The organism is Streptomyces poonensis (assembly GCF_014650915.1).
In the GTDB taxonomy this organism is placed as follows: Bacteria; Actinomycetota; Actinomycetes; order Streptomycetales; family Streptomycetaceae; genus Streptomyces; species Streptomyces poonensis.
Window position 1 is genome coordinate 195,326 of sequence record NZ_BMVW01000013.1, and the last position, 14,942, is coordinate 210,267.

Below are 14,942 nucleotides of genomic sequence, written 5' to 3' on the forward strand. Positions count from 1 at the left end.
TGATCAGGGAAATAGATTGTGTGGATGACCGTCATCCACGCGGTTTATTCCCCGCAGGTCGGCGCCGTACCGGAAGGAGAAGCCACGTGAACCTGGCCCGCCTCGACCTCAACCTCGTCGTCGCCCTGCGCGCCCTCCTGGAGGAGCGCAACGTCACGCGCGCGGGGCAGCGTGTCGGCCTCAGCCAGCCCGCCATGAGCGCCGCCCTGGCCCGCCTGCGCCGCCACTTCGACGACGACCTGCTGGCCCGCGTCGGCGGCCACTACGAACTCACCGCCCTCGGCCAGGTCCTCCTCGACCGCACCGCCACCGCCTACGACGTGCTGGAACGCCTCTTCGCCAGCCAGGCCGACTTCGACCCGGCCGCGGAGAACCGCGAGTTCAGACTGCTCGCGTCCGACTACGCCGTCGCCGTCTTCGGCACCGAACTGGCCCGCGTCGTGCACGAGGAGGCCCCCGGCATCCGGCTCCGCTTCAGCCAGACCCCGCCCACCGTGGTCGACGACACCGCCACCCTGCTGAGTGCCACCGACGGCCTGCTCATGCCGCACGGCGTCATCAGCGACTTCCCCGCCACCGACCTCTACGGCGACCGCTGGGTCCTCCTCGTCGCGGACGACCACCCGAGCGTCGACGACCGGCTCACCCGCCACGACCTCGCCCGGCTGCCGTGGGTCACCTACCAGCGCACCTACGACGCCCCCGCCGTACGCCAGCTCGGCATGCTCGGCGTCGAACCGCGCGTCGAGGTCTCCGTCGACAGCTTCCAGCTGCTGCCCCTGCTGGTGGCCGGCACCCGGCGCATCGCCCTGGTCCAGGCCCGCCTGGCCGAACTCCTCGCGCCCCTGGCCGCCGTACGCGTCCTGGAGCCGCCCTACGAGGCGGTGCCCCTGCGGGAGGCGCTGTGGTGGCACCCCGTGCACACCCACGACGCCGCCCACATCTGGCTGCGCGAGACGGCCGCACGGGTCGGCAGGCGGCTGGGGGAGGGAACGGCGGGGGTGTGATGCGTCCGCCGGGTGTCCATGGGCCGCAGCGACGGCATCGGGGGCGTGGATCCCGGACCGCGGCGGACTACAGCCAGCCGTTGCGGCGGAAGCCCCGGTGGAGGAGGAAGCAGGAGACGGCGATGACGCCGAGGACCACGGGATAGCCGTACGTCCAGCGCAGCTCGGGCATGTGGTCGAAGTTCATGCCGTACATGCCGCAGACCATGGTGGGTACGGCGACGATCGCCGCCCATGCCGTGATTTTCCGCATGTCCTCGTTCTGGGCGACGGTCACCTGGGCGAGATGCGCCTGGAGGATGGAGTCGAGCAGCGCGTCGAACGAGGCGATCTGCTCGGTGATCCGCTCCAGGTGGTCGGTCACGTCGCGGAAGTACGCCCGGATGTCCGGAGCGATGTGCGGCATGGGCTGGGTGGCGAGCCGCCGGAGCGGCCGGTCCAGCGGCGCGACGGCCCGCTTGAGTTCCAGGAGTTCGCGCTTGAGCTGGTAGATCCGGCCCGCGTCGCCCCGGCCGGCGTGCTCGCTGAAGACGGCCGACTCCATGGCGTCGAGGTCGTTCCGCACGGCGTCGACGACGGCGAGGTAGTCGTCGACCACATGGTCGGCTATGGCGTGCAGCACCGCGGCCGGTCCTTTGGCCAGCTGCTCGGGCACGGTCTCCAGGGTCTCGCGCAGCGGTCCCAGCGAGCCGTGGCGGCCGTGCCGGATGGTGATCACGAAGTCGGGGCCGGTGAACACCATGATCTCGCCGGTGTCCACCACCTCGCTCGTCGCGGTGAGTTCCGCGTGCTCGACGTAGCGCACCGTCTTGAAGACGGCGAACAGCGTGTCGTCGTACTGCTCCACCTTGGGCCGCTGGTGCGCGTGGACCGCGTCCTCGACCGCCAGCGGATGCAGTCCGAACAGCTCGGCGAGTCCGGAGAGCTCCTCCTGGTCCGGCTCGTGCAGTCCGATCCAGACGAAGCCGCCGCCCGATCTGCGGGCCCGCCGCAGTGCCTCCTCGGCCGTGCAGTCGCCGTGCCGGCGCGCCCCTTCGCGGTAGACCACGCAGTTCACCACCGAGCTGCCCAGGGGAGACCGGGCCGGATGGCTGAGATCCACAGTGCGCCGGTGCGTCCGGCGGACCGCTTGACGGAGGGTGCGAACTATCGACACGGCGTGCTCCTTCGGCTGATCGGCGGCCAGTGTGCCATCCCCCGCCGCCCGGGTCAGCCGCCCACCGGGGGCCGCCGCCGGTCCAGCGAAGTCCCCGGTGCCCCGGTCTCCTCGTCCGGCCGGCCGGGCTGCCGTTCGCGGTGACGGCGGAACCCCCGGGATGCCGCCGCCCCCGCTCGCGCCGGAGGGAACCTGGCCGTCCGAAGGAACCCGCTCGCCGGAGGAGCACCGATGGAAGTCCAGCCCGGCCAGAGGCCCGCTGCCGCCTTGCGGGACGTGCGGGCCGTCGTGTTCGACACCGACGGGGTGATCACCGATTCGGCCCGGGTGCACGCCGCCGCGTGGAAGACCGCCTTCGACGCCTGTCTGACCGAGCATCCGCCGGAGGCCCGAGCAGCGTCGCCCCTTCGACGCCCGGGAGGACTACCTGCGGTACGTGGACGGCAGTCCCGGCTCGGCGGCGCCGCCGCCTTCCTCGGCCCGACCACCGTCGCGGCCGTCGGGGGCTGGCGGCGCCCGGTGCCAGTGCCCGTGCCCAGGGTGCCGTCATGAACGGGCGTCACAACGACAACGAGCAGGCCGAGTTCGTTTCCGCCTTCCGGGTCGAGGCCCGCCGCCCGGGGAGTGCCGCCGGAGGCGGTGGCGGAGCGGCTGCGCGCCGCCCGGCCCGCGGTGTACCTGTCCGAGGCCGGTGACGGGACCCTGGATCTGCCGATGGGCGGCGACCCGCTGCTGCCGGCCGACGCCCCGTATCCCTACGCCAACTTCGTCGCCGCCGTGGACTGCGCGGCGATCCCGCCGGGCGGCCGACGTCCCGCTGCCGCCCGGCGGGCATCTGCTGTTGTTCGCCGACCCGGCTGTGGAGCACCGCGGGATCGACTCCGGCGCGGTGCGCCGGGTCCCGGCCGGCACCCCCTCGTGCGGCGGCGCCCGGCGGGGGAGGACGAGGAGCCGGCCTACGAGCCGTACGAGGAGCGGTGACTGCGCACGCTCTTCCACCAGTCGAGCTGGGGGCGGGGCCCGGGGGACGACCCGGCGGACCCGCACGCCAAGGTGCTGGACGCCGGGTCTACGTCTACGTCGACACGATGTGAGGCGTGGTGCGACACCCGCCAGGCCGCGCCGCACCCGGCCCCCTGTCACCTGCCTGTCCCGGCGACCGCCATGGCTGGTCAGGGCTCCGCACCCGGCCCGTACCGCGACGTCGACATCACCTGTGCGCTGCGCCTGCTGCGGCGGGCGGGTGTTCCGGTCGAGCTGCACCAGTGGTCGGGCACGTTCCACGGGTCGCCGGCGATCATGTCCGCCGAGGTCTCCCAACGGCAGCTCGCGGAACTCGGCGCCGTACTGCGCTGTGCCCTGACGGAGTGAGGAGATTCTCTCGGATCGCTCCGCTCCTCGTCGGGGCCGTCGTGGCGGCCACCGTACCGCCCGGCCGGATGAGCCGGACCGGAGACGAGCCGGTCGTCGAGAGCCGGTCGTCGAGAGGCGGTCGTCCAGAGCCGGTCGTCGAGCGGGCCGACCCCGGATCGGCGCCGCCACGCGGGCCCTGCGGCAAGTCGCCGTCGGCCTGCTCGACGACCATGTACGCGGCTGCGTCACCGAGGCCGCCCGCACCGGCCCGCCCCTGCCGAGGAGAAGAACGGAGATCCGGGCCCGGGCGGGTGAACCCGCCCGGGCCCGGGAGCTCGGTGGTCAGGCCCGTACGAGCCGGGCGATGGCCTGGGACGCCCCGCCGGCCTTCGCCCGGGCCTGGTCGCCGCCGTTTCAGCGGTCGGCGGGCCGGAAGCCGCGCAGCCGCAGGCTGTTGCCGACCACGAAGACCGAGGAGAAGGCCATCGCCGCTCCGGCGATCATCGGGTTGAGCAGGCCGGCCGCGGCGAGGGGCAGGGCGGCGACGTTGTAGGCGAAGGCCCAGAAGAGGTTGGAGCGGATGGTGCCCAGCGTCTTGCGGGAGAGACGGATGGCGTCCGCCGCGACCCTCAGGTCACCTCGTACGAGTGTCAGGTCGCCCGCCTCGATCGCGGCGTCCGTACCCGTGCCCATCGCGAGGCCCAGGTCGGCCTGGGCCAGTGCGGCGGCGTCGTTGACGCCGTCGCCGACCATGGCGACCGAACGGCCCTCGCCCTGCAGACGCTTGACGACGTCGACCTTGTCCTGGGGGAGGACCTCGGCGATCACGTGCTCGGGCGCGATGCCCACCTCGGTGGCGACCGCTTCGGCGACCGCCTTGTTGTCGCCGGTCAGCAGCATGGGCGTCAGACCGAGGGCGCGCAGCCGCCGGACGGCCTCCGGGCTGGTCTCCTTGACGGCGTCGGCGACCTCGAGGACCGCGCGGGCCTCGCCGTCCCAGGCGACCGCGATGGCGGTACGTCCGGCCGCCTCGGCTCCGGCCTTGGCGCGCCGCAGTTCCTCCGGCAGCGCGATGGCCCACTCGTCCAGCAGCTTCTCGCGGCCGACGAGGACCGCGTGGCCCTCGACGATGCCCTGGACGCCGAGGCCGGCGATGTTCGCGAAGTCCTCGGGAGCGGGAAGGGCGCCGATGCGGGCGGCGGCGCCTGAGGCGACGGCCTGGGCGATGGGGTGCTCGGAGGAGTGCTCCAGGGCGCCGGCGAGCCGCAGGACGTCGTCCTCGTGGGTGCCGTCGGAGGTGTGCACGGCGAGCAGCGTCATCCTGCCGGTGGTCACGGTGCCGGTCTTGTCCAGGACGATGGTGTCGACCTTGCGCGTCGTCTCCAGGACCTCCGGGCCCTTGATGAGGATGCCGAGCTGGGCGCCGCGCCCGGTGCCGACCATGAGGGCGGTCGGTGTGGCCAGGCCCAGGGCGCACGGGCAGGCGATGATCAGGACGGCGACGGCCGCGGTGAAGGCGGCGGTCAGGCCCGCGCCGTTGCCGAGCCAGAAGCCCAGGGTGCCGAGCGCCAGGGCGATCACGACCGGGACGAACACCGCGGAGATCCTGTCGGCGAGCCGCTGGGCGGCGGCCTTGCCGTTCTGCGCGTCCTCCACCAGCTTGGCCATGCGGGCGAGCTGGGTGTCCGCGCCGACGCGCGTCGCCTCGACGACCAGGCGGCCGCCGGCGTTCAGCGTGGCCCCGGTGACGGCGTCCCCGGTACCGACCTCGACCGGCACGGACTCGCCGGTGAGCATGGAGGCGTCCACGGCGGACGACCCCTCGACGACCACGCCATCGGTGGCGATCTTCTCACCGGGCCGTACGAGGAACCGGTCACCGACCTTCAGCTCACTGACGGGGACGAGCTCCTCGCGGCCGTCGCGCAGCACCGTGACTTCCTTGGCGCCCAGCTCCAGCAGGGCCTTCAGTGCCGCCCCCGCCTTCCGCTTGGAGCGCGCCTCGAAGTACCGCCCGGCCAGGATGAAGGCCGTCACACCGGCGGCGGCCTCCAGGTAGATGTTCCCGGCGCCGTCGGTGCGCGCGATGGTGAGCTCGAAGGGGTGGGTCATGCCGGGCGTGCCGGCCGTACCGAAGAACAGCGCCCACAGCGACCACAGGAACGCCGCCGACGTGCCCACGGAGATCAGCGTGTCCATGGTCGCGGCGCCGTGCCTGGCGTTGGTCCAGGCGGCCCTGTGGAACGGCCAGGCGGCATACGTCACCACGGGCGCCGCCAGCGTCAGCGAGAGCCACTGCCAGTACTCGAACTGCAGCGCCGGGATCATGGCCATCGCGATCACGGGAACGGCGAGGACCACGGCGGCCGTCAGCCGCAGGCGCAGCGGCCGCAGTTCGTCGCCCTCGTCCTGCGGGGGACTGCCGCCGGCGTCCGGCCCGGTGCGGACGGGCTCGGGCTCCCGTGCGGTGTAGCCGGTGGCCTCCACCGTGGCGATCAGGTCCGTGACGGTGACGTCCTCGCGGTAGGTGACCTTGGCCTTCTCGGTGGCGTAGTTGACGGTGGCCTCGACCCCGTCCATGCGGTTGAGCTTCTTCTCGATACGGGCGGCGCACGAGGCGCAGGTCATGCCGCCGATGGCCAGTTCGACCTCGGCGGCACCGGACGTGGTGGTGGTCATGTCTGCTCCTCGGAACTCGCGCACGGAGCGTGCGGCGGATGGGACGGGGAGGGAGCCGCGAAGACGGAGCGGCCCCCTCCCGGCTCGTGGGTCAGGCGGCCGCGCGGCCGGCGAAGTCGTAGCCGGCCGCGTCGACGGTCTTGGCGATCAGGGCGTCGAGCGCCTCGTCGGGTTCGGTGGCGGTCGTGACGGTGACGAGGCCGGTGCCGATCTCGACGTCGACCGCGGTGATCCCCTCCAGTCCGCCGAGGGCGTCGGCGACGACGCCCTGGCAGTGGGCGCTGCCCACGCCGTCGACCTTGTAGGTGGTCTTGATGGTCTTGATCTCCGCAGTGGTGTGGCAGCTTCCGTCAGGGGTGCAGCAGTTCTTCGACATGGGACTCTCCGTCGGTCAGGGGAGGATGGCTTATACCCCGTGGGGGTATCGGTGATGACCATAGGTATACCCCCCGCCCGTATGTCGCGCAAGGGGTGATCGGCGCTTGATCGGCGCTTGACTTTATACCCCCCAGGGGTATGTTGAGGTGTGTCGGCCGCACCCACGAGCGGCCTGGAGATGAGGAGTGCGCCATGAACACCGGACTGCGGATCACCGTCTTCGCCGCCGCTCTCGCCGCGACCTTCGGCACCGCCTACGGAGTGGGCGGCACGGTCGACGCGATCTCACCCGAACCGAAGAGCGGCGCTCACAGCGGCCCCGAAGGCCACGCGGGCGCCGGCCACGAGGAGAAGAGCGGTGGCCACGAGGCGATGGCGCCGGGAGGTCTGGAGGTCTCACAGGGCGGCTACACGCTCGACCTGAAGACCCCGCGCCTCGACGTCGGCGAGAAGACCGCGCTGCGCTTCGCCGTCGTACAGGACGGGACCGGCCGCACACTCACGGAGTACCAGCGCGAACACGGCAAGGAGCTCCACCTGATCCTCGCCTCACGCGACCTCACCGTCTACCGCCATCTGCACCCCGTCCGGGCCGCCGACGGCATCTGGTCCACCCCCGTGGAACTGCCCGAAGCCGGCGCCTACCGGGTCTTCGCGGACTTCAGGCCCGAGGGCGGCGAGGCGCTCACCCTCGGCGCGGACCTCGCGGCGTCCGGCCCGTACGAGCCCGCTGACCTGCCCGAGCCCGACACCACTGCCCAGGTCGGTGGTTACGAGGTGGAACTCGACGGCGACCTGACGCCCGGCAGGGCAAGCGAACTGACACTTACGGTGACAAAGAACGGCAAGCCGGTCCGGAACCTTCAGCCGTACCTGGGCGCCTACGGCCACCTGGTCGCCCTGCGCTCCGGCGACCTGGCCTACCTGCACGTCCACCCCAACGGCGAGCCCGGCGACGGCAGGACCCGGCCCGGCCCCGGCATCTCCTTCACGGCCACGGCGCCCAGCACCGGCGCGTACCGTCTCTTCCTGGACTTCCGGCACGAGGGTGAGGTGCGCACGGCGGCCTTCACGGTGCGTGCGGGCGGCGCGGTGGACGAGTCCGGCCGGCCCTCGCAGACCGAGTCCGCCGAGCAAGAGGCCGGGCACGCGCACTGAGGCGCGCGGCCCCGCCTGATGCGGCCATGTGCGCCTTTCGGAGAGGACGTCAGCGGGCAGGCGCGGCCGGGGAAGGCGAGGTGGTGCAGACGGGTGATGCGCAGAGCACGGCCCGGTGTGCGCCGTGGCCGTTGGCCGGTCGCCACCCGGCCGAAGGGGGCCGGACTCGCCGCGGTCGACGGTGCGTGGACGTCAGGCGCGCACGCCCGTCACGCGTGCCGATGACTGCTTCCCCTGATCGGCGAGTGTGACGCAGCGTGTACCAGCTCGTTGGGCTCGGGGATCACGGGACACGGCGGGGGGCTGGCATGCGTGATGGCCGCCGGGCACGGTGGGGGGCTGGCATGGCTGGGCATGACGGGCGTCGCGGGCATTGGCGTGCTCGCTCTGGTCCTGTTCGGCAAAGACGTCGGCGAGCAGGTCGTCGCGGTGCTCGGAGCGGTCGTGGCGGCGCTGGGGATGGCCTGCTCGATCCCGGAACGGCACACGGTGGGGACACCCCACCACCACGGCTTCCTGAGCCGGGACGAGTACCTCGTGGGGACGCCCGATCACCGGGAAGCGGTCCTCGCCGACCACGAACGCGCCGCCGACGACTGCGCGCTGCCCTGTGTGTCCCGCTCGCGCTCGGACCGCTTGGTCCTCGGCCGCTGAGTCCTGAACTCTGAACTCTGAGCCCTGAGCCCTGAGCCCTGAGCCCTGAGCCCTGAGCCCTGAGTCTTACGGGCCGCCGAGCGTGCCTCTACCCGGCCCCGTGCACGCCCGGACGGATCGGCATCGTCGGCGATCCGTTCGACGCTCGTCCTGTGGGCGGTGTGCCGACGGGAGTGCCGCTGTCCGGCCGTCGGCGGGAGTGAGGGGCGTGCCCAGTTCCCCCGGCTGCCGATTTCCGGGGATGGCGGCCAATACGGGGAAGTCGGCTCAAAATATGACCAACTTCGTGAGGCGCCGCGGCCTAGCATGCGAGCAGTTCGACGGCTTGGTCCCGGCCGGGTGCTGTCGGCGTATCGGTGCGGAGAGGCCAGGAGCCTCGCGTCGATGGGAGAACACCGGTGGACTTCGCGGCAGCGGCAGCTCTCCGGGGCCTGCGCGGCCTGGTTCGCACCGTGGACTGGCTGACCTTCCCGCTCTACCTGGAGGACTGCCTCGCCCTGGCGAATCCCCTCTGGTCCGTCCGGGAACCGAGGGGACGGGTGGAGGCCGTACGGAGGGAGACGTCGGACGCCACAACATTGGTGGTCCGGCCCGGCTGGGGCTGGAGGGGCCACCTTCCGGGACAGTACGTGCGGGTGGGTGTCGAGCTGGACGGGGTACTGCACTGGCGCCCGTACTCGCTGACCTCACCGCCCGGTGCCGACGGCGGCCGTGTCTCGATCACCGTCAAGGCCACTCCGGACGGGCGCGTCTCCCGGCACCTGGCACACCGGACGACCGTCGGTACGGTGCTGCGGCTCGGCCCGGCGCAGGGGCGGCTGGTCCTCGGGCGGCGGCCCCCCGGGCGCCTGCTGTTCCTCACCGCGGGCAGCGGCATCACACCGGTGATGGGCGTGCTGCGCACCCTGGTCACCCGTGGCGGGCCGACCGATGTGGTCATGGTGCACTCCGCACCGACCCGGCAGGACGTGATCTTCGGTGCCGAGCTGAGGGAACTGGCCGCCCGGTGCCCCGGCTTCCGGCTGCACGAGCACTTCACGCGCGGCGGCGCCGGTACGCGGCCCCGCCTGGCCATGGCGGAAGTGGCGGAGCTGTGTCCTGACTGGCGCGAGCGCGAGACATGGGCCTGCGGGCCGGCCGGGATGCTGGACGACGCGGAACGGCACTGGAACCGCCACGGGCGCGCGGACAGGCTGCGCATGGAACGCGCCCGGCCCGTGCCGCCGCCGGCGGGCGGCGCGGAGAAGGCGGGAAGGGTCCGTTTCACCCGCGCCGGGGCCGAGGCCGAAGCCGACGCCGTGACCCCTCTGCTCGTCGTCGGCGAGAGCGTCGGCCTGGCCATGCCGAGCGGCTGCCGCATGGGCATCTGCTTCGGCTGCGTCGTACCGCTCAGGTACGGCAAGGTGCGCGATCTGCGGACCGGGCGGCTGCACGGCGAGGAGGGGGACCTGATCCAGACATGTGTGTCGGCCGCGGCCGGCCCGGTGGCAATCGAGCTGTGAGGAGCCCGTCCATGAGCACCGCGATCGTGCAGCTGAGCGATTCCGACATCGAGGCGTTCGGGGCCGAACTCGACCGGATCCGCGAGGACGTCCTCGCCGAGCGCGGCGAGAGCGACGCGCGGTACATCCGGCGCCTGATCGCCGTCCGCCGCGGACTGGAGGCCGGGGGCCGCGCAGCCCTGGCCGTGTCGCTCCTGCCGCCCGCCTGGGCCGCCGGCACCGCCATGCTGGCCGCCGCCAGGATCCTCGACAACGCGGAGATCGGGCACAGCGTGCTCCACGGTCAGTGGGACTGGATGCGCGACCCGCGGATCCACTCCACCACATGGAAGTGGGACCTGCTCGCCTCCGAGGCCGCCTGGCAGCGCGGCCACAACGACAACCACCATGTGTGGACCAATGTCGTCGGCAAGGACCGTGACTTCGGGGTCATGATCCTGCGGCTGAGCCACGAGCAGGCATGGCGTCCGTACCACCTCGCCCAGCCGCTGTACTTCGCCCTCCTCTCCCCTTTCTTCGACTGGGTGCTGGCGGTCTACGAGCTGGAGTTCGACGCTGTCCGTGAGGGCAGGAAGAGCGTCGGGGCCTATCTCCAGGACACCGGCGCGCTGCTGGCCAGGGCGGCCCGCCGGGCGGCCAGGGAGTACGTGCTGTTCCCGCTGCTGTCCGGGCCGTCGGCGCTGCCGTGCCTGCTCGGCAACGTCAGCGCGGATCTCATCCGCAACGTGTGGATCCAGTCGGTCATCTTCGTGGGCCACTTCCACACGGACGTCGAGACCTTCACCGAGGAGCAGGCCGCGGACGAGACCCACGGCGACTGGTACGTGCGCCAGCTCCTCGGCACGGCCAACTTCGAAGGCCCCCCGTGGCTCCACATCGCCAGCGGGACCCTCAGCCATCAGATCGAGCACCATCTCTTCCCCGACCTGCCCAACAACCGTCTGCCGCAGATCGCTTCCCGGGTGCGCGCCCTGTGCGAGAAGTACCGGCTGCCCTACACCACCGGTTCGCTCGTCGGCCAGTGCGTCTCCTCCTGGAAACGTATCTTCCGGTACGCGCTGCCCACCCGGGACCCGCGCGGCGGGGAGGTCCGTCAGAAGCAGGACGACGCACGAGCGGCATGACCGGCAGGACCGGCATAACCGGTCCGGCACCGCGGCCGGGAACCGCGCCACCGCCGGAGAGACGGCGTCACACGCTCCGCCCCATGTCCCCGTACCGGACGCCGCGTGGGTGACACGGCGCGGCGGACCGGATCGACACGGCCGGCCGCCGGCCGACCTGTCCCGCTGCCCGGACGCACCCGTGCTCCGGGCTCCACCGTGGAGCGAACCCGAGGTGGGCTGGCCGCTGCCGGGCCGCCCGACCGGCTCGCTCGACCTGTCAGGAGGACCGCATGTTTCCCGCAGGGAAAACACCGAAACTCCCGCTCAACCCCCTTGAAGCCGCTGCCGCGCTCACCGCCAGGGCGACCGAGGGGCTGTCCATGGCGGCGACCGAGAGCCTGTCCATGGCCCAGGCCGCGGCCGTCACCACCCAGGCCGCCGACACGCTGTCCCACTCGCCGGGCATCGACGACTGGTCCGCCCGCGCCGACGAGGCACATCCGCGCCCGGTCGTCCTCGTGCACGGGACGTTCGGCAACGCCGAGACCTACTGGATCGTCACCGCCCCGGTCCTCGCCGCCGCCGGGTACAGCGTCTTCCGGCTCGACTACGGCGCCGATCCCCGCATCCCCCTCTTCCACGGCATCACCTCCATGGAGGAGTCGGCCGAGGAGCTCGCCGCCTTCGTGGACCGGGTCCTGGCCGCCACCGGCGCCGAGAAGGTCGACATCGTCGGGCACTCGCAGGGCGGAATGCTGCCGCGCTACTACCTCAAGTTCCTCGGCGGCGCCTCCAAGGTGCACCACCTCATCGGGCTCGCCCCGAACAACCACGGCACCACCGGCAACGGCATCGCCGCGCTCATGAAGCAGTACCCGATCACCCTCGAGCTGACCAACCTGGTGACACCCGCCCTCACCGAGCAGCACCAGGGCAGCGTGTTCATGAACAAGCTGAACGAGGGCGGCGACACCGTCGAGGGTGTGCGGTACACCGTCATCGCCACCAAGTACGACCAGGTGGTCACGCCCTACACCGGGTGCTTCCTCAAAGGCCCGAACGTACGGAACGTGCTCGTCCAGGACCTCTGCCCGGCCGACATCAGCATGCACAACACCCTGGTCTACTCGCCGTACGCCATGCGCGAGTTGCTCAACGCACTCGCGGGGCGCGCCCCCGAGGACACGAAGGAGACCTCCAAGGCGGCTCTGTAGGCGGACGTACCGGCCGTGCGTCAGGTGCCCGCGCGGAGCGCGGGCACCACGACGTCCGCGGCCTCGGCGAGCTGGGCCCGCTGCGCACCGGGGTCCAGCGAGCCGATCCGCAGCACGACATGCCGGGCCCCCGCCCGCACGTAAGAGCCCAGCCACGCCGCGCACTCCCGCGCGCTGCCGTACCCGAAGGCATGGAACTCCGCCATGCGTTCCAGCGGCCGGCCGTAGTACCCGCGCGTGTACGTGTCCAGCTGCTTGCGCGCCCGCTCCCGGTCGGGGCCGATCGCCACGGTCGCGTACAGGCCCGGAACAACCGCGTCCGCCGGCCTTCCGTGCTCCACGGCCAGCCGGCGGATCAGCCCCAGCGCCCGCGCGTACGCCGCCGGATCCGGCAGGAACGGCAGCCAGCCGTCGTACAGCCGCGCCACCCGCGCCACCACCCGCGGGGTGTCGCTGCCGGCGAGCCACAGCGGGGGCCCGCCGGCCGTCGCCGGGCGGGGCAGCCTGTCCAGGCCGCCGGCCCGGCAGTGGCGGCCCGTGAAGTCGTACGGCCCCGCTCCGGTGCCGTCGTCCGGTGCCGTGCCGGTGTCCCCGCCGCCGCGCCACGCGCGCCGCCACAGCAGCACCGTCTCGTCCAGCCGTCCGGCCCGGCCGGTGAACGGCACGCCCGCCGCCGCGAACTCCTCCTCGGTCTCCGGCACCGGGAAGCCCGCGCCGAGTCCGACCACCAGGCGCCCGGCGGCCGCCCGGTCCAGGCTCGCGATCTGGTGCGCGCCGGTCAGCGGGTGCCGCAGGGCCGCCGTGAGCGCCGCCGTGCCCAGCGTGATCCGGGTGGTCGCCGTCGCGACGGCCGCGAGCACGACCACCGGGTCCAGCCGGGGGCGGGCGAGCAGGGAGTCGCCGGTCCACAGGGAGTCGAAGCCGAGCCGCTCCGCCTCCCGGGCGAAGTCCAGCGACGACCCGATCGTCCAGTCCCCGCCCGCCGCCGCCTCCCGGGTCGGCAGCAGCACCCCGACCCGCAGTTCCGGCCCGTCACTGTGTCCCATCCGCCCGCCTCCGTCCGCTGCCGTCCGCGTCCGCGGACCCTTCAGTTGACCTTGCGCTCGCGGCCCTGCCACAGCCGGTCGCGCAGGGTGCGGCGGAGCACCTTCCCGTTCGGGTTGCGCGGCAGCTCCGCCATGAACTCGTACGCCGTGGGGATCTTGAAGTCGGCGATCCTGCCCTTGAGGGAGAGCATCAGCTCACGGGGCGCCGCCCGCTGCCCCGTCCGCAGCACCACGTACGCGTGCACGGCCTCGCCCCAGCGCTCGTCCGGGGCGCCGACGACCGCCGTCTCGGCCACCGCCGGGTGCGCGGCGAGGGCGTTCTCGATCTCGACCGGGTAGACGTTCTCCCCGCCGACGATGATCGTGTCGTTGAGGCGGTCGCACAGGAACAGATATCCGTCCTCGTCCAGACGGCCCGCGTCGCCCATGTGCACCCAGCCGTCCCGGACGACCGCGCGGGTGGCCTCCGGCTGTCCGTGGTACCCGAGCATGCGGGCGGGGGTGCGCACCCGGACCTCGCCGACCTCCCCGGGCGGCAGGGGCGTGCCGTGCTCGTCGACGACGCTCAGCTCGACACCGGGGTACGCCCGCCCGGCGGACCGCAGTCGCGGGCTGTCGGGGACATGGTCCTCCGGAGGCAGACAGGTGGCGAAGTTCCCGGTCTCACTGCTGCCGTAGATCTGCGCGAACCGACATCCCATCGTCTCCAGGCACCGCCCCAGCAAGGTCGGCGAGATCGGCGCGCCGCCGTAAATGATCTTCCGTACGGTACGGAACGCGGCGGGTGTCGCCCGCGGCTCGGCGAGCAGCATCTGGAGCATCGCGGGGGTGACCAGGCCGCAGGTGATGCCGAGGTCGCCGATCAGCCGCAGCACGTCCTGGGCCACGAACACCGGCGTGCTGACCATGGTCACTCCGGCGACGAAGCCCTGCAGCGCGTACGACAGCCCGCCGGCGTGGAAGCCCGGCATGCCGATCAGGCACCGGTCGTCCGGCCGCCAGTCCACCCAGTCGCAGCCGTACCGCTCAATGCCCTCCGCGACGCCGAAGAAGCTGCGGTGGGCCAGGACCACGCCCTTGGACGGGCCGGTGGTGCCGCTGGTGTAGATCTGCGCGACGGGGTCGTCGGGGCCGCCGGCGGGCGGGAGGCCGTCGGCGGGATGGCCGGCTTTCCACGCGGGGAATCCCGCGTCACCGTGGCCGTGACCTTCCGCGAGGTCCCCCGCGTCCCCCGAGTCCGCCGCGTCCCCCGGGTCCGCCGCGTCCAGCGGTACCACCCTCCGCAGCCGGGGCAGCACCTTCCCGAGCCGTCCGGCGACGGCCAGGCGCTCGCGCTCGGCGAAGAGGAGTTCCGCGTCCGAGTCGCGCAGGATGTGCGCGATCTCGTCGGATGTCAGCCGCCAGTTGACGGGGACCAGGACGGCTCCGCTCTTGGCGCACGCCAGGGCGATCTCGTAGAAGTGCTCGGACTCCTTGCCCAGGTAGGCCACGCGCGCGCCCCGGCCGATGCCCGCGGCGCGCAGCGCGTGCGCGGTGCGGTTGCTCTCCCGGTGCAGCTCCCCGTACGTCGTCGTCCGGCCCTCGCACAGGACCGCCGGGTGGGCGGGGCGGTCCACCGCCTGCCGGGCGATGACCCCGGCGAGCGTCCGGGGCCGCGGGCGCGCTTCCGTGACCGTGCCGTCGTCCATG

13 protein-coding genes and 1 pseudogene are annotated in these 14,942 nt (G+C 72.7%); 9 read left to right on the forward strand and 5 right to left on the reverse strand.

Going from position 1 to position 14,942, the window contains the following annotated elements:
• Positions 1-86 precede the first annotated feature (86 nt).
• Positions 87-1,007 carry a LysR family transcriptional regulator gene (locus IE242_RS27285; protein ID WP_189863809.1) on the forward strand — a complete coding sequence of 307 codons (921 nt, stop codon included), beginning with the start codon at positions 87-89 and terminating at the stop codon, positions 1,005-1,007.
• A 67-nt stretch (positions 1,008-1,074) separates the two neighbouring features.
• On the opposite strand, the gene corA is transcribed toward IE242_RS27285, so the two are convergent.
• The gene (gene corA, locus IE242_RS27290) at positions 1,075-2,163 is read right to left on the reverse strand and encodes a magnesium/cobalt transporter CorA (RefSeq protein ID WP_189863811.1); all 1,089 of its coding nucleotides are present in this window, start codon (positions 2,161-2,163) and stop codon (positions 1,075-1,077) included.
• A gap of 231 nt (positions 2,164-2,394) precedes the next feature.
• Here corA and IE242_RS27295 point away from each other — a divergent pair.
• The 3 genes and pseudogenes from IE242_RS27295 to IE242_RS27305 all read left to right on the forward strand — a co-directional run.
• Positions 2,395-2,670, forward strand: a pseudogene (locus IE242_RS27295) (hydrolase); the annotation flags it as partial.
• Between the two features lie 132 nt (positions 2,671-2,802).
• Entirely contained in the window at positions 2,803-3,144 is a 342-nt protein-coding gene (locus IE242_RS27300; RefSeq protein WP_189863813.1) for a hypothetical protein, read from the forward strand.
• 183 nt (positions 3,145-3,327) lie between these two features.
• Entirely contained in the window at positions 3,328-3,534 is a 207-nt protein-coding gene (locus tag IE242_RS27305; protein ID WP_373299590.1) for an alpha/beta hydrolase family protein, read from the forward strand.
• 396 nt (positions 3,535-3,930) lie between these two features.
• On the opposite strand, the gene IE242_RS27310 is transcribed toward IE242_RS27305, so the two are convergent.
• Together IE242_RS27310 and IE242_RS27315 are read right to left on the reverse strand one after the other, a co-directional pair.
• Positions 3,931-6,195: a heavy metal translocating P-type ATPase gene (locus IE242_RS27310; RefSeq protein WP_189863815.1), complete on the reverse strand. Its 2,265-nt coding sequence runs from the start codon at positions 6,193-6,195 to the stop codon at positions 3,931-3,933.
• A 91-nt stretch (positions 6,196-6,286) separates the two neighbouring features.
• Positions 6,287-6,571, reverse strand: a complete 285-nt coding sequence (locus tag IE242_RS27315; RefSeq protein ID WP_189863817.1) for a heavy-metal-associated domain-containing protein — start codon at positions 6,569-6,571, stop codon at positions 6,287-6,289.
• A 194-nt stretch (positions 6,572-6,765) separates the two neighbouring features.
• Here IE242_RS27315 and IE242_RS27320 point away from each other — a divergent pair, with 194 nt between their 5' ends.
• The 5 genes from IE242_RS27320 to IE242_RS27340 all read left to right on the forward strand — a co-directional run bounded on the left by IE242_RS27320 (position 6,766) and on the right by IE242_RS27340 (position 12,207).
• Entirely contained in the window at positions 6,766-7,731 is a 966-nt protein-coding gene (locus tag IE242_RS27320; protein WP_189863819.1) for a DUF8832 domain-containing protein, read from the forward strand.
• A gap of 354 nt (positions 7,732-8,085) precedes the next feature.
• On the forward strand, positions 8,086-8,385 hold the full coding sequence (locus tag IE242_RS38030; RefSeq protein WP_229859487.1) for a hypothetical protein: 300 nt from the start codon (positions 8,086-8,088) through the stop codon (positions 8,383-8,385).
• 398 nt (positions 8,386-8,783) lie between these two features.
• A complete protein-coding gene (locus IE242_RS27330) occupies positions 8,784-9,887 on the forward strand; it encodes a ferredoxin reductase (protein ID WP_229859489.1) in 1,104 nt (367 codons plus the stop codon).
• 11 nt (positions 9,888-9,898) lie between these two features.
• The gene (locus IE242_RS27335) at positions 9,899-11,011 is read left to right on the forward strand and encodes a fatty acid desaturase family protein (RefSeq protein ID WP_189863821.1); all 1,113 of its coding nucleotides are present in this window, start codon (positions 9,899-9,901) and stop codon (positions 11,009-11,011) included.
• Between the two features lie 272 nt (positions 11,012-11,283).
• Positions 11,284-12,207: an esterase/lipase family protein gene (locus IE242_RS27340; RefSeq protein WP_271208612.1), complete on the forward strand. Its 924-nt coding sequence runs from the start codon at positions 11,284-11,286 to the stop codon at positions 12,205-12,207.
• Between the two features lie 20 nt (positions 12,208-12,227).
• On the opposite strand, the gene IE242_RS27345 is transcribed toward IE242_RS27340, so the two are convergent.
• Complete coding sequence (locus tag IE242_RS27345) at positions 12,228-13,253, reverse strand: LLM class flavin-dependent oxidoreductase (protein ID WP_189863823.1); 1,026 nt, start codon at positions 13,251-13,253, stop codon at positions 12,228-12,230.
• 41 nt (positions 13,254-13,294) lie between these two features.
• Complete coding sequence (locus tag IE242_RS27350) at positions 13,295-14,941, reverse strand: long-chain-fatty-acid--CoA ligase (RefSeq protein ID WP_189863825.1); 1,647 nt, start codon at positions 14,939-14,941, stop codon at positions 13,295-13,297.
• Position 14,942: the final 1 nt, after the last annotated feature.

What these genes read in the sequence shown, in the direction of transcription:
- IE242_RS27305 (WP_373299590.1), top strand. Translation starts at nt 3,328, where the DNA reads ATGGCTGGTCAGGGCTCCGCACCCGGCCCGTACCGCGACGTCGACATC.
- IE242_RS27310 (WP_189863815.1), bottom strand. Translation starts at nt 6,195, where the DNA reads ATGACCACCACCACGTCCGGTGCCGCCGAGGTCGAACTGGCCATCGGC.
- IE242_RS27315 (WP_189863817.1), bottom strand. Translation starts at nt 6,571, where the DNA reads ATGTCGAAGAACTGCTGCACCCCTGACGGAAGCTGCCACACCACTGCG.
- IE242_RS27320 (WP_189863819.1), top strand. Translation starts at nt 6,766, where the DNA reads ATGAACACCGGACTGCGGATCACCGTCTTCGCCGCCGCTCTCGCCGCG.
- IE242_RS38030 (WP_229859487.1), top strand. Translation starts at nt 8,086, where the DNA reads ATGACGGGCGTCGCGGGCATTGGCGTGCTCGCTCTGGTCCTGTTCGGC.
- IE242_RS27335 (WP_189863821.1), top strand. Translation starts at nt 9,899, where the DNA reads ATGAGCACCGCGATCGTGCAGCTGAGCGATTCCGACATCGAGGCGTTC.
- IE242_RS27340 (WP_271208612.1), top strand. Translation starts at nt 11,284, where the DNA reads ATGTTTCCCGCAGGGAAAACACCGAAACTCCCGCTCAACCCCCTTGAA.
- IE242_RS27345 (WP_189863823.1), bottom strand. Translation starts at nt 13,253, where the DNA reads ATGGGACACAGTGACGGGCCGGAACTGCGGGTCGGGGTGCTGCTGCCG.
- IE242_RS27350 (WP_189863825.1), bottom strand. Translation starts at nt 14,941, where the DNA reads ATGGACGACGGCACGGTCACGGAAGCGCGCCCGCGGCCCCGGACGCTC.